Annotated in this window: 20 protein-coding genes; 11 read left to right on the top strand and 9 right to left on the bottom strand. The window is 42.7% G+C overall.

All coding sequences use genetic code 11. The features are described from left to right. Positions 1–86: 86 nt before the first annotated feature. The 6 genes from RIC88_RS18265 to RIC88_RS18290 all read right to left on the bottom strand — a co-directional run bounded on the left by RIC88_RS18265 (position 87) and on the right by RIC88_RS18290 (position 4,687). Entirely contained in the window at positions 87–1,079 is a 993-nt protein-coding gene (locus tag RIC88_RS18265) for an AAA family ATPase (protein WP_350219010.1), read from the bottom strand. 95 nt (positions 1,080–1,174) lie between these two features. Continuing rightward, positions 1,175–2,494, bottom strand: a complete 1,320-nt coding sequence (locus RIC88_RS18270) for an NAD(P)/FAD-dependent oxidoreductase (RefSeq protein WP_350219011.1) — start codon at positions 2,492–2,494, stop codon at positions 1,175–1,177. Between the two features lie 51 nt (positions 2,495–2,545). Continuing rightward, positions 2,546–3,142 (bottom strand): low molecular weight phosphatase family protein, encoded by a 597-nt coding sequence (locus RIC88_RS18275; protein ID WP_350219012.1) that lies wholly within the window; start codon positions 3,140–3,142, stop codon positions 2,546–2,548. Positions 3,143–3,234: 92 nt separating this feature from the next. Then, positions 3,235–3,654, bottom strand: a complete 420-nt coding sequence (locus tag RIC88_RS18280) for an ArsI/CadI family heavy metal resistance metalloenzyme (protein ID WP_350219013.1) — start codon at positions 3,652–3,654, stop codon at positions 3,235–3,237. Positions 3,655–3,721: 67 nt separating this feature from the next. Beyond that, on the bottom strand, positions 3,722–4,045 hold the full coding sequence (locus RIC88_RS18285) for an ArsR/SmtB family transcription factor (protein WP_350219014.1): 324 nt from the start codon (positions 4,043–4,045) through the stop codon (positions 3,722–3,724). Between the two features lie 9 nt (positions 4,046–4,054). Next, on the bottom strand, positions 4,055–4,687 hold the full coding sequence (locus RIC88_RS18290) for an MIP/aquaporin family protein (protein WP_350219015.1): 633 nt from the start codon (positions 4,685–4,687) through the stop codon (positions 4,055–4,057). A gap of 59 nt (positions 4,688–4,746) precedes the next feature. Between RIC88_RS18290 and RIC88_RS18295 the strand changes: the two genes are divergently transcribed. The 4 genes from RIC88_RS18295 to RIC88_RS18310 all read left to right on the top strand — a co-directional run bounded on the left by RIC88_RS18295 (position 4,747) and on the right by RIC88_RS18310 (position 8,330). Next, entirely contained in the window at positions 4,747–5,397 is a 651-nt protein-coding gene (locus RIC88_RS18295) for a DUF4230 domain-containing protein (protein ID WP_350219016.1), read from the top strand. A gap of 65 nt (positions 5,398–5,462) precedes the next feature. After that, positions 5,463–6,278 carry a 1-acyl-sn-glycerol-3-phosphate acyltransferase gene (gene glsA, locus RIC88_RS18300; protein WP_350219017.1) on the top strand — a complete coding sequence of 272 codons (816 nt, stop codon included), beginning with the start codon at positions 5,463–5,465 and terminating at the stop codon, positions 6,276–6,278. 121 nt (positions 6,279–6,399) lie between these two features. Continuing rightward, positions 6,400–7,326 (top strand): glycine N(alpha)-acyltransferase GlsB, encoded by a 927-nt coding sequence (gene glsB / locus RIC88_RS18305; protein ID WP_350219018.1) that lies wholly within the window; start codon positions 6,400–6,402, stop codon positions 7,324–7,326. A 107-nt stretch (positions 7,327–7,433) separates the two neighbouring features. Then, a complete protein-coding gene (locus RIC88_RS18310; protein WP_350219019.1) occupies positions 7,434–8,330 on the top strand; it encodes a coiled-coil domain-containing protein in 897 nt (298 codons plus the stop codon). A 134-nt stretch (positions 8,331–8,464) separates the two neighbouring features. Here the strand turns inward: RIC88_RS18310 and RIC88_RS18315 are convergent, their stop codons facing one another. Both RIC88_RS18315 and RIC88_RS18320 read right to left on the bottom strand, forming a co-directional pair. Then, on the bottom strand, positions 8,465–9,055 hold the full coding sequence (locus RIC88_RS18315) for a helix-turn-helix domain-containing protein (protein ID WP_350219020.1): 591 nt from the start codon (positions 9,053–9,055) through the stop codon (positions 8,465–8,467). A 150-nt stretch (positions 9,056–9,205) separates the two neighbouring features. Continuing rightward, positions 9,206–9,829 carry a hypothetical protein gene (locus tag RIC88_RS18320; RefSeq protein WP_350219021.1) on the bottom strand — a complete coding sequence of 208 codons (624 nt, stop codon included), beginning with the start codon at positions 9,827–9,829 and terminating at the stop codon, positions 9,206–9,208. Between the two features lie 340 nt (positions 9,830–10,169). On the opposite strand from RIC88_RS18320, the gene RIC88_RS18325 reads away from it, so the two are divergent. Genes RIC88_RS18325 through RIC88_RS18355 form a run of 7 tightly spaced genes read left to right on the top strand, consistent with a single transcriptional unit; the run spans position 10,170 to position 19,302 of the window. Further along, positions 10,170–11,486, top strand: a complete 1,317-nt coding sequence (locus RIC88_RS18325; protein ID WP_350219022.1) for an aspartate aminotransferase family protein — start codon at positions 10,170–10,172, stop codon at positions 11,484–11,486. Then, positions 11,486–12,445 (top strand): carbon-nitrogen hydrolase family protein, encoded by a 960-nt coding sequence (locus tag RIC88_RS18330; RefSeq protein WP_350219023.1) that lies wholly within the window; start codon positions 11,486–11,488, stop codon positions 12,443–12,445. Before RIC88_RS18325 ends, RIC88_RS18330 begins: the two co-directional genes overlap by 1 nt. Positions 12,446–12,455: 10 nt before the next feature. Continuing rightward, positions 12,456–12,857 carry a VOC family protein gene (locus RIC88_RS18335; RefSeq protein ID WP_350219024.1) on the top strand — a complete coding sequence of 134 codons (402 nt, stop codon included), beginning with the start codon at positions 12,456–12,458 and terminating at the stop codon, positions 12,855–12,857. A 5-nt stretch (positions 12,858–12,862) separates the two neighbouring features. Then, positions 12,863–15,613, top strand: a complete 2,751-nt coding sequence (locus RIC88_RS18340) for an aminotransferase class I/II-fold pyridoxal phosphate-dependent enzyme (RefSeq protein WP_350219025.1) — start codon at positions 12,863–12,865, stop codon at positions 15,611–15,613. Positions 15,614–15,637: 24 nt separating this feature from the next. Next, a complete protein-coding gene (locus tag RIC88_RS18345; RefSeq protein WP_350219026.1) occupies positions 15,638–17,224 on the top strand; it encodes a biotin carboxylase in 1,587 nt (528 codons plus the stop codon). 16 nt (positions 17,225–17,240) lie between these two features. After that, on the top strand, positions 17,241–17,939 hold the full coding sequence (locus RIC88_RS18350; protein ID WP_350219027.1) for a hypothetical protein: 699 nt from the start codon (positions 17,241–17,243) through the stop codon (positions 17,937–17,939). A gap of 4 nt (positions 17,940–17,943) precedes the next feature. After that, complete coding sequence (locus RIC88_RS18355) at positions 17,944–19,302, top strand: NAD-dependent succinate-semialdehyde dehydrogenase (RefSeq protein WP_350219028.1); 1,359 nt, start codon at positions 17,944–17,946, stop codon at positions 19,300–19,302. A 27-nt stretch (positions 19,303–19,329) separates the two neighbouring features. Here RIC88_RS18355 and RIC88_RS18360 read toward each other — a convergent pair whose 3' ends face one another. Further along, entirely contained in the window at positions 19,330–20,274 is a 945-nt protein-coding gene (locus RIC88_RS18360; protein WP_350219029.1) for a mechanosensitive ion channel family protein, read from the bottom strand. Position 20,275 lies beyond the last annotated feature (1 nt).

The raw sequence follows: 20,275 nt of genomic DNA on the forward strand, positions 1-20,275 counted from the left end.
CTGGAAAACGATTTTCCTTGCATTTCATATTTAAGTCGCATTTGCGTTTCAATACTTCAGTTACAAGACAACTTTAATATCACCTATTATTTCGAAATATTTACTTTGGATAGAATCGACTTGATGATATCGTGTGTATTTACTTCATCTGCCTCCGCTTCATAGTTGAGCAGGATTCTGTGATTCAACACATCATCGGCAATTTCCTTGATATCCTCTGGTAAAACATAATCACGCTGATTGAAGAATGCCATCGCTTTCGCTGCAAGGTTCAGGTTAATAGATGCCCTTGGTGAAGCTCCAAACTGGATGTATTGTGCCTCGTCTTTAAGTCCATAATCCATCGGGTTTCTGGTAGCAAACACCAACTCTATGATGTATTTCTCAATGGACTCTGAGATTGTCACCTGATTGATTTCCTGTCTGATGGAGAAAATATCTTCTTTGGTAAGAACGGTTTCCAGTTGAGTGTTGAAGCTCATGTTCGAGATTCTGCGCATCACTTCCATCTCATCAGTCTTGCTTAGGTAATCGATGTGTACTTTCAACATGAAACGATCGACCTGCGCTTCTGGTAATGGATAGGTTCCTTCCTGATCAATCGGGTTTTGAGTAGCCAATACCAGGAATGGTCTGTCCAGCTTATATGTAGTCTCTCCGATGGAAACGGTCTTTTCCTGCATCGCTTCTAATAGTGCCGACTGCACCTTCGCAGGGGATCGGTTGATCTCATCGGCCAAAATTAAATTGGCGAAAATGGGACCTTTTTTCACTTCAAACTCTGCTTTCTGCTGATTGTAGATCATAGTACCAACTAAGTCAGCAGGAAGTAAATCCGGTGTAAACTGAATTCGCTGGAAATCCAACTTCAAAACATCAGCAAGGGCATTGACGGTCAAAGTTTTGGCAAGGCCCGGCACACCCTCAAGCAGAATATGACCCTGAGTAAACAAACCGACCAACAATCGATTGACCATGTACTCCTGACCAATCACCACTTTACCTACTTCAGAAATTACTTTCTGGATTTTCTCCTGATGCTCTTTTTGAAGATCTTTATCTAGTACTTGCTCTTCCATGCTTTTTCCTTTTGAGTTTGGCTTGCAAAAATATTATTTGATTTGAAATAGAAAAGAACCATTTGAAGTATGGATGAATTATGGGATTTATGGTCTCATTCATCCTGCGAAGCTTTCCTACGCTGCTCCGCTGAAAATGTTCGAATGATCAAACGGGTTCCTTTGTCGTAGGTAAAGTAACTCCAAATCCAGTTGTTTAGTGTGATAAGCTTGTTCCTAAAGCCAATTAAGTAGAGAATATGCACAAACATCCAGATGAGCCAGGCAAAAAATCCTTTGAAATGCATGCCGCCTGGCATATCTACTACGGCCTTATTTCGACCGATGGTTGCCATTGAGCCTTTATCGAAATATTCGAATGGTTCCAGGTTTTTGCCTGAAAACAACCTTTTGAAATTTTTAGCTAAATGTGTGCCCTGCTGCATGGCCACTGGGGCCATCATTGGGTGACCATCCGGATAATCTTCGGTTTGCATCATCGCCACATCACCAATAGCGAATACCCTTTCTTGGCCTTTGGCACGGTTGAATTCATCCACTAAAATCCGGCCCTTTGTAAGACTTTCGGCATTTATCCCATTGATGATATTCCCCTTCACACCGGCTGCCCATATCACCGAATCGCTCTCCAGCTCACCTTCATTCAATTTCACGATTCCATTCTCAAATGACTTGACCATGGAATTTAACTTCACATTCACTCCGATTTTTTCCAGGGCTTTCAGCGCTTCTTTGCCTGACTTCTCGCTCATCCCATTGAGTAGTCTGTCCGAGCCTTCCACCAGATTGATTTGCATCATGCTAAAATCCAGGTCCGGATAATCTGACGGTAAAATATGATTCCGTAATTCGGCAAGTGCTCCGCTTACTTCCACACCGGTCGGACCGCCACCCACCACAGTGAAGTTCATCATCTTATCCAGCTTGTCTATGTCTTGTGTGAACTCTGCCTGTTCAAAAGTTTGCAAAATGTGACTCCTCAAATCAAGCGCATGGACAACCCGCTTTAATGGAAGTACTTTTTTCTGTAGCTCATCCTGACCAAAATAGTTGGTAACTGAACCATTGGCGATTACCAGATAGTCATATTTGAGGTTTCCGATTTTGGTTTGCACTTCCTGCTTTTCAAAATCCACTCCGGTCACTTTTACCATCCGAAAGATGTAATTGAAGTGTCCTTCAAAAGATTTTCGCAAAGGACCCGCAATGGAATCAGGCTCCAGTCCTGCTGTGGCTACCTGATAAAGCAATGGCTGGAACGTATGGAAATTATTCCGATCCAACATTACCACCTGGGCTTTTACCTTTTTGAGTGCTTTGGCTAGTTTAAGGCCTCCAAATCCGCCACCAATGATTACAATTCTGGGATGTTCGGTTTCCGGAACACTGAGCTTGAGATGGGTAGGTATCGCCATGAATATTTTGTTTGTTAAACAACACCGACACCCTTTAATAAATTCTGGAAATCAGTTTTTTATTTGAGAAAAAACATAATGCATTTCGGCAGCTATTTGAGCAGACCTTTCACCGTAAATCTTTTCCTCATTTCCGGTTCCATCCGACACTTTTGGGTCTTCGTAAATGAGTTTGATCCGGGCATCTGCCCCAAAGACAATCGGACACTCGGCATCCGCTTCTGAGCAGGTCATGATGGCTGCAAAACCCCGATTTGGATTGACTGGATCGTCAAACGTTTTGGAATAGCAAGTCATAGGATCGGCATTATCTGAATACCCAACTTTGTATGGAGGGTTTTCTCCTTGACCTTTTTGAATTTTGAAACCGGCTCGCTCGATGGCCGCAACTGCATTCGGGTGGAAAGCTGTGGCTTCCGTGCCTCCGGAATACGTCTGTACCTTCACTCCAAAATGGTAGGCCATCGTCTGAGCCCAAATCTGACTCAGGTGACTTCTACGCGAATTATGTGTGCAGATGAAGTTGAGCTTAGGCTCTTTTGCTGACTTTATATATTCGACAATTTCATTCAGGATGGATTTTCGCTCATCTGTGATTGTAACTGAGGTTGCTTGGTCTAGGTAGGATTTTATTGATGGGTAGATCATGAAAGGTTAAAAATAAATAGACTCTTAAAATTTAAATGAAAATAGGAGTGGATTAAAGAATCCACCCCTAGCCCCTCCAGAGAGGGGAATTTTCAGCAACAAGCTGCTGCCTGTTTTTCTGCATTTTGTTCCACATCGCCTAAGAAGTGATACACTTCCCATTCGTATCCGTCCGGATCGTTGACCCAGAATTTGTCCTGAATGGCATAGCAGCAGGCTGTTTCAGCTTCTTCCAGCTCTACCAACTTGTGGCCTCTCGCCAAGTTCAGCTTTTCATTAAGCTCCTCTTTGGTCTCAACCTGAATCCCGTAGTGACCCGAGGTGTTCACCTTCTCAGGATTTTGAATAAACGAAATGGTGAGTGCCGGAGCGTCCAGCTCATATTTGGCATAGTCGTCCTTCACTTTGGCCGCACTTTCGTTAAAGAATTTATCATAGAACGCCACTGTCTTACCAATGTCGCTGACAAATAAAGAGATGTGTGTTCGCGGAAATACTGTTTTTTGTTCCATTGTATTAGCAATTTAATTATTAAACATTTATATATCGTATTATTACGATGAATTAATTCAAATTTTTTTAACAGCAATTGGGATCGTAGCTATCCATTAGTCCCTGAAGTCGGCTTTTTACTTTATTCCATACTTCGGCATTGATGCAGTAGCACATGGAAGTACCCTCTACCGTACCAGCAATCAACCCCACACTTTTCAGTTCCTTCAAATGCTGCGAGATCGTCGCTTGTGCCAAACCTAACTCTTCAACCAAATCACTGTTGATGCACTGATTGGCTTTAATCAAATGCTCAATGATCGCAACCCGTGCAGGGTGAGCAAAAGCTTTGGCTACCAGTGCCAGCTCGTTTTGCTCAGAAGTAAATAAATCAGTTCGACTAACTCCCATATCGTAATATTACGATGAATAAATTAAACGGTTACGTTTTCTCGAAAAATATTTATAAATAAATGTGGCAATAGCTGATCCGACAAGCGGAGCTAACATATACATCCAGAAACCATCCCAGAAGTCGGCAACTATTGCAGGCCCCAACGATCGGGCGGGATTCATTGATGCTCCTGTATAGGGCCCGGCAAAATAAGCGGCTAAGCCTACAACTAATCCCACAAGTATTGCTATCACCGGAAGTTTCAACTCCTTGCCCACAAGCCAATGAATCGAATACATTAAAATGGCGGTAATGAACACCTCTATCAGACCTGCTTCCAGAATGGTCCCGGAAGCCTTTGTCTCACCATAGGTTGCATTTTCGGGAAATAAAAACCATAAAGCAACACCCGCAAATAGTCCGCCAAGCAACTGAAAGGGGATATAATGTAGAATGCTTTTCTGTTTAGTGAGAATATAAAAGCCTAGGCTCACGGCAGGATTGATATGAGCACCTGAAATTTTTCCGAAACACAAAATCATCAGGGTTACAATTAATCCAAAAGCGATGGAAATCCAGACGTGCGGAAGGCCAATGGTAATTGATCCCGCTCCCACAAAAACAAGACCGAACGTACCTGCCATTTCTGATAAATTCATTCTCATATCGCAATATTACGATTGATTATTGAAGGAAGAAAATTTCTTATCTTAAACCCATGATTAATCTGGTAAAACTGATTCTGAAAATTCTTCCCTGGTTATTGGTCGTTGGGCTGCTAAGTTGGATGCTGATTCAGGAGAAAATGAGCTTTTCTAAGGAACGAATCACTGAAATTGAGACCAACACCATCCTGACCAAAGTGGAGCAACTTGGCAAGATGGAGCTGGTGAAATATAATTTTCAGGAAGTCACCGAAATTAAAAAAATTACCAGCTCGATTGATTTCAAGCTCTTCAAATACAAACCTCTACCTGACTCGAAAGGCGTGCTGATCAGTCAGGGGAGTGCGGCTGGGTGCATAGACCTGACTAGGATTAAATCATCTGACATCCGGCCTGAGGGTGACACCCTCTATATCTCGCTTCCCAAACCTGAAATCTGCTATTTCAAAATTGATCTTGAAAAATCCAGACTTTATGACCTGCAAATGGACTATATGAGTCAGGAGGATCGAAGAAATTTTGTGCAGGAGCTATACAAGGTGGCTGAAAAGCAAATTCAAAAATCTGCGCTGGAATCCGGTATTTTGGAACAAACCAAAGAAAATGCACATTCCGTGTTGCGGCCCATGCTTGAGAGCATTTCTGACAAAACAATTATTTTGAGTTTTGAGTTGGAAGGAGACTTAATACTCTCGAATGATTAACTTCTTTTGCCCAAACACTCAAAGCAATTTATCATTGCTGAAACACTAGTTTGAAGGCACCCCTGATGGAGAAATTTGTAGAAGTTCGGAAGCTGATCGCTGAAAAGAATCCAACCTTATTAAAATGGTTGCCGGGCTTTGTGATCCGTTGGGTGGAGCGTATCATACATCAGGATCAGGTGAATGCTTTCATGGCTGCTAACAAAGATGCGGACGCATTTGAGTTTAGCAAGGCAGCTGTGAACCTCCTCAATCAAAAGCTGAGCATCAAAGGACTGGAAAACATTCCTCAACCTCCACAGAGCTGCATTTTTGTCGCCAATCACCCTTTTGGTGGCATGGATGCCATCACGATTATCCATCTCTTAAAAGACGTGCGCCCCGACATCACATTCATTGTGAATGACCTGCTGATGGCCGTTAGAAATCTGAAAGAAAAATTTGTGGGGGTGAATAAAGTGGGGCGTAGTGCTGCGGAATCTCTGCAAAAAGTAGAAGATCAGTTTGCATCAGATTCTGCAACTTTTCTATTTCCAGCCGGGCTTGTCAGCAGAAAGATCGATGGTGAGATCATGGATCTGGAGTGGAAGAAGACGTTTGTGACCAAAGCTAAAAAATACGGCAAACCTGTAGTGCCCGTGCATATAGACGGCAGGCTGACGAATCGTTTTTACCGACTGGCCAGCATCCGCAAGTTTTTAGGCATTAAATTGAATATTGAAATGTTCTTTCTGGTGGACGAGCTCTTTAAGCAGGAAGACAAGGAAGTGAATATTGTCATTGGAGCTCCTGTTTTACCAAACACGTTCACCCGGGACAAGACGGATTTGGAATGGGCACAGTGGATGAAGGGAGAAGTGTATAAATTAAAGGAGAATTGAAGAGCTGTTGGAAAGAAGTATAAAAAGTGCACGTCATCCCGAAGAATGAAGCGATCTTATAGTTATAACTAAATAAATCTTGAGATAGCCGCGCTTCGCTCGATATGACGGTTAAAATCAAATGAAGAATAAAGAAATCATACCACCTGTAGATCGTGACCTGTTAGAGAAGGAGCTCAATGAAGAGCGGTTTGTCAGGGATACGAACAAGGGGGGAAATAAAATTTACATTGTCAATCATCACAACTCTCCGAACACCATGCGAGAAATTGGGCGCTTGCGGGAAGTTTCCTTTCGCTATGCCGGAGGGGGAACCGGAGAAGAAGTAGATATTGACGAAGCAGATACCCGCGAACGATGTTACGAACAGCTGGTGGTCTACAGTCCGGAAGATCGGGAGATCATTGGGGGCTATCGGTTTATTACGGGTGAACGAGCTAAAAATCCGGACTCTGGTGATTTTGAACTTTCCACCGCCCACTATTTTGATTTTTCTGAAGAAATGAAAAAAGATTTTCTTCCCTACTCCATTGAGCTAGGGAGGTCGTGGGTGCAGCCCAACTATCAGCCGGGTATCAATCCACGGAAAGGATTGTTTGCGCTCATGAATATCTGGGATGGGCTGGGCTGCCTGGTGACCAATTACCCGGAGATCAAATATTTCTTTGGAAAGGTAACGATGTACACCAGCTACAACAAAGAAGCACGGGACATTCTGCTTTCGTTTATGGCGCACTACTTTCCCAACCGCATGAGTTTGTGTGAACCAAAACCGGAACTGAAGGCCGGGTTTAATGACTCGTTGTTCAAAGAACATTTCGCTACTGAAATGAACTACCAGGACGGATTCAAACTGCTACATAAACTGCTGAAAGAACGAGGTGAATTTGTGCCTCCACTGATTAATATCTACATGAGCCTATCCGACACCATGATGACGTTTGGTACCGCTCAAAATCCCGATTTCGGGGATGTGGAAGAGACCGCTATTCTGGTCACGATTTCGGACATTCACCCAGAGGTGATTGATCGGCATGTGAATTATTGAGAAAAGTTTTATTTAGTACTCAAATCCAAGAGGCATTCCAAAAAACGACAAAGATTGATAAGCAATTGTTTGTCATTATGTTCCACTAAAGAGTTAACTTCGATAGAATGGAAGTTGAAGAAATTAAAGATTCCGTTACAAAATGGATTAATGAAAAATTCAGAAACCCATATATAGCATCTGTTATTACTGTTTGGATTGGATTTAACAAAAAACTCCTATTCGCAATATTCAATTTTGATAGTTCATTTTCAACGACGCGAAGAATAGAATATGTGGATAAATTTTATGATCAATTTGATTGGTTCGTAGACGGGTTCGGATTCTATTTTGTCATACTATATTCATTGATTGGTGGGTATTTTTTCATGATAGCAATGAGTCTAATAAACTACACAGGAAGATGGGTGTACAAAAAAGTGAATGATTTTACTTCATCTAAGCAAGCAAGTTGGGAACCAACTAAATGGTATAAAGCTTCTGAGAAAGAATCTCTGATTAAGAAAAGTACTAACCTCAGTAAAGAGTTGGATTCGATAAACTTGAGCTATGATAGAGCTATGAATAAAATAAGTAGCCTCCAAGATGAACTTGACAATAAGGAGAAAAATACTAATAACTTAAAAGCAAAAATCAAACGACTTGAGGAAAGTAGTGAAAAAGTTGAAGTTCCAGAGGAGGTATTTGGAAAGGGTGCTTGGGTAAATGAATACCAAATTGACAAAAAGAGAAATGGATCTGAGGTATTCTTTGTAAAAGGGGATAACTATATTTTGAGAAATGAAAATGATCCTACATTCATTATCGATGATTTTCAACAGAATGGAAAACTTATTTCATTTGAGAAAAAAGCTGTGAAGGAAAATGATAATAGGCATACAATTAATTACTTAATAAAGCTCCCAGATAATTCTTTTGAGGGTTGGGAATTTAACGTAGGACAACCTAAACATGTCGGCAATAAGGTCCGCTATTATCAAAAAAGTCGTGTTGTTATGATGTGAATATTAACTCCCCTCAGGGTCACTCGCAGAGGACTCTGAGATCACACTATTGCCATTTTAATTGCATTATGGTGAATTGCAATTCATCCTTTTATGTCCACATGAGTTCTGTAATACGGCGGTTTGATGATTAATTATTTGAATAGGTCATCATATCGCAATTCCTTCTTCAAATACTTAATATAATCTATGACGCCTATATCTAATTTATTGGCTTGTTCATACGTTAAGAACTTTTCATTGTCTTCAATGAGCCAAGCCTGATCAACGTTGAAATGTTTAGCCAGAAGCAAACTATTTGAAATATTTGGAATCCTATCTCCTTCACACCAATGACTTATGATGGTAGAACTACATTGAAGGGATTTTGCTAATTTGACTGGGCTAGAATTATTATTCCAGAGTAGCCAGACTAGTCTTTCCTGGAATGAAGAGTGGAATGATTTAAGGATGTCTTCTTTTGAAGTAAATATCTCACCTGTTCCAAATTTCAACCACAAATAAGACACATTAAGATGAAATGCTAATTGTTGAATAACCCCTAATCTTGGATATGCCTTTCCTCTACAGTAGTATGAAATTTCAGGTTGGCTTACACTTATTAAAGTACTAAGTCTTAGCTGAGACATAGACCGTAAGGTCATGGCTTTTTTGATTCTTTCATCAAAAGCCTTCATTAATTCATGGCGTACTGAGTTCTTATACTTCTCGTAAGATTGTGGCATTTGACTAGTTGTCTGCTATAATAATGCCAAAACAGGAATTTTGAAAAAACGATTTACCGTCACTCAGAGTCACTCGCAGAGGAATCTGAGAGAATCGAAAATCTTACAGCCTAACCACCCGTCTTCAAAATTTGCTCCTCCAGTAGCCGCTTAATGACCACTTCCGTCACCTCGCTTTTTTATACCCTCAGAGTCACTCGCAGAGGACTCTGAGATCACACTTCGGAAATCAACAATTTTAACAATTCCCACCTCACCTTTTTCATAAAATCCAGCACTTGAATACGGATATCTTGTATAATCTTCCACCAAATTCCATTTTCCACTCACCGGATTATGATGCATATAATCAAGCACTTTGTTGATATTTTCATCCCCAACCACCTCTTTAGCATCAAATGACAATCGAAATACTTGATGCCTTTTACCTTTTACACGTTCATTTGCCTGAACTCCTTCTTCTAGTTTTCCCAGCATGGCTTCCTCTTTGAGTTTTTTGAGTTTTGAAACTACCTCATAGGCCATAAATCGCTTGCCATCTCCAAGCACTTGGTTAAGTCCCTTACAATCTGCAGTAACATATAATAAAAGATGAAGATGATTAGGCATCATTACATATCCACAAATGATTAGTCCACGACTAGAGAGTTGGTCTATCCAGCCAGGCAGATACGCATGAATCTCTGCCCTTTCTAGCAGAGGCAGCCATCTGTGACAAGTAAATGTGGTGAAATAGAATGTCTCCTTCTCTTCGTGAATACAATGCGTAGGCATAGTTTCAAATATATAAACGAACCAGTATTCCTCAGAGTCCGCCCTTCATCTCCATACCAGGGTGACTCTGAGGGGAGCAACTTCCTCTCCGAGTCACTCGCAGAGGACTCTGAGATCACAGGTATCCAACCCCCTCCTCACCCCATAAACACCCTCTTTCTGGTTTTTTTTGACTATATTAAGAGATATTCAATCCCAGCCTGAGTTTGCTCTTTGTTGTTGAATACGCAAGAAGGATATCCTTACTTTCAGTTATCTGAGTCATCATATTCGCCTTACTCTCCAACTCATTGTGACTTTAACATAATAACTCAGTCTAATTAGAATTAAATAAAAATTAATGTCTATAAACCTTACAAAGTCTCAAGCACTGCTTGAAAGAAGAAAGAATATCGTTGCTAATGGAGTTGGTGTGTTCAACACCGCCACCGTAAGTGAGGCGCATGGAGCCACGGTAATTGATGTGGATGGAAATGAGCTGATTGACTTTGCCGGTGGTATTGGCGTGGTGAACGCAGGACACTGCCCGGAACCAGTGGTAGCTGCCATCAGAGAGCAGGCAGGTAAATACCTTCATACCAGCTTCAATGTGGTGACGTATGAGCCCTACATCAAATTGTGTGAAGAGCTTGCTGAGATTTTGCCGCATGGCAAAAAGACGAAGGCGATGTTGGTAAGCACCGGAGCGGAAGCCGTGGAAAATGCTATCAAAATTGCTCGTCAGGCTACCAAACGACAGGGCGTATTGTGTTTTACAGATGCGTACCATGGCCGAACCATGATGGCCATGACGCTTACCAGCAAGATTGACTACAAAATCGATTGTGGTCCATTTTCACCGGAGGTTTACCGCATTCCCTTCCCAAATTTCTATAGATACAGCGAAGGCAAGTCCATGGATGAGTTTGTTGAGTGGAAGCTTAAAAGCCTGAAGGCTAGCGAAAAGAATCTGGTGGATCCAAAAAGCCTGGCGGCAGTTATTATCGAGCCTATCCAGGGCGAAGGTGGATTTAACCCCGTCCCTCAAAAATACATGGAGGGCCTACGAGCTTTCTGCGATGAACACGGCATCATGCTCATCATTGATGAAATACAAAGTGGTTTTGCCCGAACGGGCAACTGGGCCAGCTGGCAGAACTATGGCGTGACGCCTGATATCAGCACGTACGCCAAATCCATGGGATCGGGACTCCCGATTGCTGCGGTACTTGGCAGAGCAGAAGTGATGGATGCAGCAGCACCCGGCACGATTGGTGGCACCTATATCGGTAGCCCGATAAGTTGTGTGGCAGCCTCAGCTACCATTCAATACATGAAGGACATCAACCTGAATAAGCGCGGAGCTGAAATCGGCAAAATCATTACGGACAGGCTTGACGCTTTAAAGAAAAAATGTACGGACATTGGGGACGTCAGAGGTCAGGGCGCCATGATCGCCATTGAGTTTGTGAAAAACGGTGATCCAAGACAGCCAAATGGGGAACTGTGCGGTGCGATCGTAAAAGCATGTGCTGCCAGAGGGTTGATCATACTGAGTGCCGGCACCTACAAAAACGTCATTCGAATCCTTTCTCCGCTGGTTATTACCGACGAGCAGCTAAATGCAGGACTCGACATTTTAGAACAAGAAATATTAAACAATTCAAAAACGAAGTAATGAAACCATTCTCTATTGCAGGTATACAAATGAAGGTGTCAGCCACCTATTCCAACGTGGAAATGATGAAGCTGAAACTGGACATTACCATGAACCTTTATCCATGGATAGATATGGTGGTTTTTAGTGAGCTATGTGCTTTCGGCCCACTCACTCATACCGCTCAGGAAGTACCAGGATTGTTTGAGCAGGAAATGCAAAAAATGGCGAAAAAGTATGGAATCTGGCTGGTGCCCGGTTCCATTTTTGAAAAGCGGGTAGGTAAGATTTACAATACCGCTTCGGTCATTAATCCTGAGGGAGAGGTTGTCACCCGATACAGCAAAATGTTTCCTTTCTATCCATACGAGGTGGGTGTAACTCCAGGCGATCAATTTTGTGTCTTTGACGTGCCGGATGTTGGTCGTTTTGGCATTTCAATCTGCTACGATATGTGGTTTCCGGAAACCGTGAGAACACTGGCTGTAATGGGCGCAGAAGTTATTCTTCACCCAACCATGACAGGAACAATCGACCGAGATATTGAGCTTTCAATTGCCCGAGCCATGGCAACCGTGAATCAGTGCTTTTTCTTTGACGTGAATGGACTGGATACCGGTGGTAGTGGCCGATCTATTGTGTGCGGACCGGATGGCAGAGTACTCTATCAGGCAGGTAGCACAGAAGAGATTATACCGATCGAGCTTGATATTGAGCGAGTAAAACGAAGCAGAGAATTGGGAGTATTGAGGTTAGGTCAGCCACTGAAAAGTTTCAGAGATCACATTGGTGATTTTAGCATCTATCAGCAAGGGGCAAAACATCCATATTTAGAATCGCTCGGGCCGCTTATTAAGCCAACCAAACTGAACAAACTCACGGAGCTAAAGCAGAAAGAAAGCGACTTAAACCAAAGTGACCCGGCTTACAATGACCCAGCGATCGGATACAAAGGATTTAATACAAATTTTAACACCTAAACACAGATAAATGGGATCCACTTCATCTAAAAAATCAGGTAAGAAATTAAGACACTATGTCAATTGGTTTGAAATACCGGCATTGAACCTGCAACGGGCGGTCTCATTTTACAACCATATTTATGACATTGAAATGGAAACAACCGAATCGCCTGCTTATGCGATGGCCTTTTTTCCCGCCGACAATGGTATTGGAGGAGCTGTGGTGACGGGTGAAGGTTGTGTTCCAAGTGAAGTGGGTCCCCTGGTTTATCTCAACGGTGGCAAGGATTTGAGCCCGATTCTCAACAGGATTGAAGATGCCGGCGGGCGCATTGTGATGCCCAAAACACTAATAGACGAAGACTCTGGGTACTTCGCCCTTTTTATTGACTCAGAAGGAAATCGCCTCGCTTTACACTCTAAAAGCTGAGGTGAATGTCAACTCGTAAAAAACAAATAAGCGCACCGTATTACAGCATTGGTCAGCTGAGGCTCAACCACTGGAATTCTCTGAAAAATGAGTGTGTGGAACTGTCCCATTGTCGGAGAGGCTCAGCGAATGAAACCAGTCACAAAGAAAAGGTTCAAGAACTGCTTAAGAACCTGAAAACGGTAGAACAATATTTTGCTGTACCAGGCAAATTAGTAGTTGATAAACTGGCCAAATCACTGGCAAGAAGAGAGCACGAAGCATTGGCCAATACCGTGTCCCGGCTTACCCGACAGCTCGTGAGCGATGAGTACAGCGAAAACATATTTGCCCCAATTGATGATGATAGTGATGAACCGATAGTAGAAGAAAAGGGAGAGCAAATTGTAAGCAACAAAAGGAACTATTTCGAAGTACTTTTTCTGGAAGACTTAAGCACAGCGGATGAGGCTGCTTTGCATCTCAAGGTAAAAAGTTTACATGATCCCCATGAAGAGTTTAGCTACAACATTAACGTTCAGCACTCTTTTCAGGACGCCTTAATCGCGCTCTTTTTTAATCACAACATTCAGGCAGTAGTTATCCGATATGCTCCACCTTATCGTTCTTCAAATATTTCACCGTTAATCAAGCCATACATTCAAAATGTATTGAAGATCGATTTGAATTCCATTCCGGAATCGGATCTAGGTCCAAAGTTGGGGGAGCTGATCAAGCAATTCAGACCGGAGTTAGACACTTATTATGTCACTGACACAGCGCTCACTGACCTGAAGGATACAACCCTGCAGTTATTCCGCAGGATTTACTACCGAAAAGAAGATTTACAAGAACTGCATTTAGCTATCATTCGTGGCATCAGGGAGCGACATCAGACGCCCTTTTTTAGTGCGCTAAAAGAATACAGCCAAAAGCCTACCGGGATCTTTCACGCTATGCCTATTTCGCGAGGTAACTCAGTATTTAAGTCGCGATGGATAAAAGATTTCGGGGACTTTTATGGACGAAACATGTTCCTGGCCGAGACCTCTTCCACAACCGGAGGAATGGATTCATTGCTCCAGCCAACAGGGCCCTTGAAAAAGGCTCAGGAAATGGCGGCAAAAGCCTACCGAGCTCAAAAAACATACTTTGTTACGAACGGAACATCCACGGCTAATAAGATAGTGGTTCAGGCACTGGTGGAGCCAGGTGATCTGGTCATGATAGATCGGGATTGTCACAAATCTCATCATTACGGTTTGGTCTTGTCAGGAGCATATCCTGTCTATCTGGATTCATATCCCATTGAAAAATACTCCATGTATGGAGCAGTTCCTTTGGAGCAAATCCTGAATAAACTTCTGCAACTGAAGGCAGCAAGCAGGCTGGACAAAGTGAAAATGTTGCTCCTTACCAACTGCACTTTTGACGGGCTTGTTTACAACGTTCAGCGCGTGATGGAACGGGTTTTGGCTATCAAACCTGACATGGTTTTTCTTTGGGATGAAGCCTGGTTTGCTTTTGCTAGCTTCACCTATACGTACAAGCAGCGAACCGGTATGTTCACCGCAGAAAAACTGTACAGAAAATACCAAACTCCTGCCTATCGAAGACAATATCAAGAGCATGTCAAGGCACTAAAAGAAGGTGAAGAACCAACGCTTCCAAACCCGGACAAAGTGCGGATCAGAGTTTATGCTACGCAAAGCACACACAAAACGCTAAGCAGTTTTCGCCAAGGTTCCATGATCCATATATGGGATCAGGATTTTCGTAAAAAATCGGAGAGCACCTTTCTGGAGGCTTACATGACGCACACGTCTACCTCGCCCAACTATCAGATGCTGGCTTCTTTGGATGTAGGGAGAAGACAAGCTCAGTTTGAAGGCTATGAAATGGTGGAAAAAAGTGTGGAGCTAGCAATGGTTTTGAGAGCCAAAGTGATCGATAACCCGCAGCTCAGCAAGTATTTTGATGTGCTCACATTGAAAGATTTCATTCCTGATCAATACCGTGAAAGTGGGCTGGCTGAATACTACGACTCGGCTACCGGATGGAACCGAATGGAACAGGCCTGGGAGCAGGATGAGTTCATGCTGGATCCAACAAAGATTACACTTTTTATCGGGCGCACCGGAGTAGACGGGGATACGTTCAAAAACAAGTATCTGATGGATCAATACAACATTCAGATCAACAAGACCTCCCGAAACACGGTGCTCTTCATGACAAATATTGGCACCACCAGAGGTAGTGTGGCATACCTGACAAAAGTGCTTTTAAAGATTTCTAAGCAGTTGGACGATGAATACGGTTCGCTAAATAAACGGGAAAGTGAGATTGCCAGATTACGAATCAAATCGATGACGGAAGATCTGCCCCCTCTGCCTGATTTCAGCCGGTTCAATGCATCCTTTTTGGCTGTACCGGGAGTACCGGGTGGCAATCTACGAGCAGCTTATTTTCTTGCGTACAATGAAGAAAACTGCGAATACATCCCTATTCGATCTTGCATGGAAGCCATTCAAAATGGAAGGGAATTAGTCGCTTCTTCTTTCGTGATTCCTTACCCACCGGGCTTTCCGGTACTGGTGCCGGGACAGGTTGTGAGTGAGGAAATTATTCGATTCATGCTGGCACTGGACGTGAAAGAGATTCATGGATATCGTGCTGATCTGGGTCTTCGAATCTTCAGAGAAAGCGTCCTGAACCGTCAAAAAACAGCTACAGCGATGGGTGGAATGTCCATGGCTATGGCAAAAAAGAAAAAATAGAATAGGAACCCTAACGATAAAAATATGAGTGATAATACCAAAAAAACACAGCCTGCTAAAAAAGCTCCTGCAAAGAAAAAGCCGGCAGCCAAAAAAACTGTAGCTGCTAAAAAAGCAGGTGCAGTAAAGGTAACTTCCAAGAAGGCCGCAACTGCGGAACCAATCCTTAGTGGCATCCCTGACATTAGACGGTTTTTCTACAAAAATGAGACCCCTATCTATTTCATAAGCGCAACCAACTTCAACTTATTGGGTGCTGATGAGTGGATCAAGGGGTTCAAATTCATTTGTAACATTGAATGTTTTGATGGCCTGCATCCAAATGTGTTCTCACCAAAGAATGAAATGCCTCACGATGAATTTGAGAGCATCGAAGATATCAACAACTACCTGCTACAACATCCTGAAGTTCAATCGTACATTCAATCAAGAAAAAAAGGTGGTAAAGCCGGTAAAGTGCTTTTCTTAATGTTCAATGAGAAAACGGAAAAGCTTGCTAAAAAACTAGGCCTGGAGGTCATTTTTCCGTCCGCCAAGATGCGGACATTCATGGACAATAAGGTGAATACCAATCGTATTGCAGAAAAAGCAGGTGTGGCGTGTGTACCAAACGTTTTAACAAGGGTGAAAAGCTACAAGCATTTATGTGAGGTTTCAAAAAAATTGGGGAAAGACCTGGTAATCCAAACACCTTTCGGTGATTCCGGTCACACCACTTTTTTCATTTCCAATGAGGAAGAATATAAAAAATACGCTGAAGAAATTGAGCAGGAAGATGAAGTGAAAGTAATGAAGAGGATCAATTGCAGAGGCTCGGCAATTGAAGCATGCGTAACCAGGCATGGCACAATTGTGGCGCCACTGATGACTGAGTTGGTTGGGTTCAAAGAACTAACACCTTACAAAGGGGGATGGTGTGGAAATGAGATATTCCCGGAGGCATTCACTCCAGAAATCCGGAGAAATGCTTTGAAATATACCCAGCAGTTTGGTGAGCAATTGAGAAAGGAAGGTTACAAAGGATACTTTGAATTAGACTTTTTGATTGATCAGGATAATGGAGAAATCTATTTAGGTGAACTAAACCCACGAGTAACCGGAGCAAGCTCCATTACCAACCATGCTGTATTTGCACTGGCAGATGCACCACTTTATCTCTTCCACATTTTAGAATACATGGATGTGGACTATGAGCTTAATGTGAAAGCCATAAACGATCGTTGGGCTAAGCAAGAAAATATAGATACCTGGAGTCAACTGATTGTAAAACATACGGAAGACACCATTGAATATGTGACTGCTGCACCCGGTTCCGGCATCTGGCGCATGTTTGATAATGGCCATATTCAGTTTGATAGAATGGACACACACAGAAGAGCCGTGGAAAGTGAAAGTGAAGCATTCTTCCTTCGAATTACCAATAAAGGAGATTACCTCTACGATGGTGCCGATCTGGGAATTCTGGTATCAAGAGGTAGAATGATGACCAAAGACTTCAAATTGACAGCTCGTGCTAAAAACTGGATCACGGCCATTCGTTCTCAATACGCTTCTCAATTAATAGAAGATAAGAGAGAGCAACCTAATCTTATCGGAAGCCTGACTAAATAATCATATATCGCCCTACATGAATTTTAAATATCAAGTTGAGCTTCTCGAAATGAAGGAAGTGCATGAGCTGCCGAATGCATGGACTTCAAGTGACTTGGTCGGACTGCTAAATCACATTGACTTTGATGATGCAGACTCGATTACACCGGAAGAGCTGAGGGAAATGACAGGCATGGCTTTATCTGATTTTGATGTAGAGGAAGCCTCTGATAAGGTGCTGGAATTTCGGTTGGGTGACCGATTGAATAAAGGTCAGCGACAAAACCTGGTGGATGAACTTCAGGATGATCGGATATGGGAAGAATATTCAGATCTCGCCTATCACAAGGAGCTTTTCAATGTGTGCTGCATGCTTTATTGGGGATTTCCGAAGAAGTTCTCGGAACCGGATATTGTGAAAATAAAGCTTAAGATCATCTCTCAGAATAATGTTTCAGACGTCAATCTCAAAACATTAACTCCCTCTTTTGTGGCTCGATTGCTGAATGATGGAATGGATAATCACAACATTATCTATCGGCTTTTTGATGAACAAATCGCATCCAATAAGTTTGAAGAATCGGAGCATATTATTTGGGAACTGGAAGAAGATGGGTTCAATCCGGAAGATCGATCCAATACGATCACAATACATACTTCCTGGAATTGGGTGGATGAATTAAAAGGGGTTAAAAGTTATGAATCTACCGCGTTTTCAGACGGACAATTAAACTAACAAAATGGAATTTACGAGCATCAATCCCTACAACGGGGAGCAAGTAGGAAAATACACTTCACATACAAAAGAACAGACTCAAGCCATGCTTGAAAAGGCTCAAAAAGCTTTTGAAAGCTGGAGACATGTGCCCATAACTGAAAGAGCCAAGCTCATGTCCAAAGCTGGTCAGGTACTTCGTGACAATGTGGAAGAATATGCCAAAATGATCACGCTGGAGATGGGGAAGCCTATCTCTGAATCCAGAGCAGAAGTGAACAAGTGTGCATGGGTATGTGACTACTATGCAGAAAATACCGCTGATTTTCTTGCTGACGAGATCATCAAAACAGATGCACAGAAGAGCTTTGTAAAACATGAGCCGATTGGATGTGTGCTGGCTATCATGCCATGGAATTTTCCATTTTGGCAGGTCTTTCGATTTGCCGCTCCAACGTTGACCGCTGGAAATACGGGTATGTTGAAACATGCTCCAAATGTGTTTGGATGTGCTGAACAGATAGCAGGCGTTTTTCAGAAAGCTGGTTTTCCGGAAGGCGTTTTTCAAAACCTGATTGTTCATCACGACCAAACAGAAAGCATTATAGCTCATGATGCAATCAAAGCTGTGACACTAACCGGGAGTGAACGAGCAGGATCGTCTGTTGCAGAACTTGCCGGAAAATACCTCAAGAAATCCTTAATGGAGCTCGGTGGAAACAATGCCTTCATTGTGTGGGAAGATGCAGATATTGATAAGGCAGTAAAAACTGCCATCACCGCACGCATGATGAACTGTGGTCAAAGCTGCATCGCAGCAAAACGCTTCATTTTGGTAGGTAATGTGTATGATGAATTCGTTTCGAAATTTACCGAAGAGGTGAAAAAGTTGAATGCAGGAGACACAATGAACGAAGAAACGAAAATCGGGACACTGGCCAGAAAAGATCTGGCTGATCAACTGCAGGCGCAGGTCAAAAAATCCATTGAATCGGGAGCTGAGTTATTGTTTGGTGGCAAGCAGAATGAATGCTTTCATGAACCTACGGTTCTGGGGAATGTAACCCCCGGCATGCCAGCCTTTGACGAAGAAACTTTTGGGCCATTAGCTGCCATGATCAAGGCGAAGGACATAGAAGAAGCATTTGCGCTTTCAGAGCAGTCGAAATATGGACTGGGAGTAACTGTTTGTACTACCAATATTGAAAAAGCATTGGAGATGTCTGACAAGGTGAGCGATGGAGCCTATTTTATAAATGAACTCGTAAAATCAGATCCACGTCTGCCTTTCGGAGGCACCAAGCGATCCGGTTATGGTCGGGAGCTAGCCAAAGATGGCATGATGGAGTTTATGAATCGGAAAACGATCTATGTGAAGAGCTAAACAAAAAAGACCTGCAATTACAGAGGATCAAATTGGTTTATCCGTCTTCAAGATTTTCTCCTCCAGTAGTCGCTTAATCACCACTTCCGTCACCTCGCTTTTGAATTTAAATTCATCCCGGATATCCAGGACGTAAGCTTTGATTTTCATCAACAACACTGATTGTCTGTCTTTGAATTCATTACTAAATACAATGGTGATCGGCTTGTTCATGTACACATATTTGGAAACCTTGGCTGCCTGGCTGGCAATTTCCCGGGCAACTACCGTGTTTGCATCAATCGGCAGGTAAATTTCAGAAACAACCTGACAATTGGATTCTCCTGCATTGGCATTGGAGACTGAATTATTCATGATCTCACTATTGGGAATGGATACGAGGTTATCGTCAGGCGTCACCACCCGGGTGGACCGCAATCCAATCTCAACAACTTCTCCATAATACCCTCCAACTTCAATCTTATCTCCAACCATAAAAGGCCTGTCGAACAGAATCATTACGCCTCCAAAAATATTTTTGAGGATGTCTTGTGAAGCAAAGCCAATGGCCACTCCCACAGAAGCTGAAAACGCTAAAACAGTAGCGGCAGGAGGTTGAAAAATACCCACTACCACAATGAAAATAAGTCCGATCCAGCCCATGATTTTGACAACCGGAATATAGCTTTTGATGGTGATCCGGTAGTTGGTGCTACGCTCAGCAAATACTTCCAGAATTTTCGAAGTTACCCGTATGAAGATGTATCCGCCTATAAGGAAAATGATGGCCCAAACAATTTTAGAAATCGAAAATATTTCGCCAATCGGTGGAGGTCCTAAATCCTCCAGTGTTTCATTGGGTGAATCTGTCTGAGTGGTAAGCTGTATGGTCGAATCTCCTGGCAGCTTCACTTGAGCAGCATTGGTTGAATCGGACTGGGCAAACAGACCGAAGGTCATCATCCAAAAGCATAGCATGGCGATAATTCTCATC

It is taken from the genome of Ekhidna sp. (assembly GCF_040220215.1).
In the GTDB taxonomy this organism is placed as follows: Bacteria; Bacteroidota; Bacteroidia; order Cytophagales; family Cyclobacteriaceae; genus Ekhidna.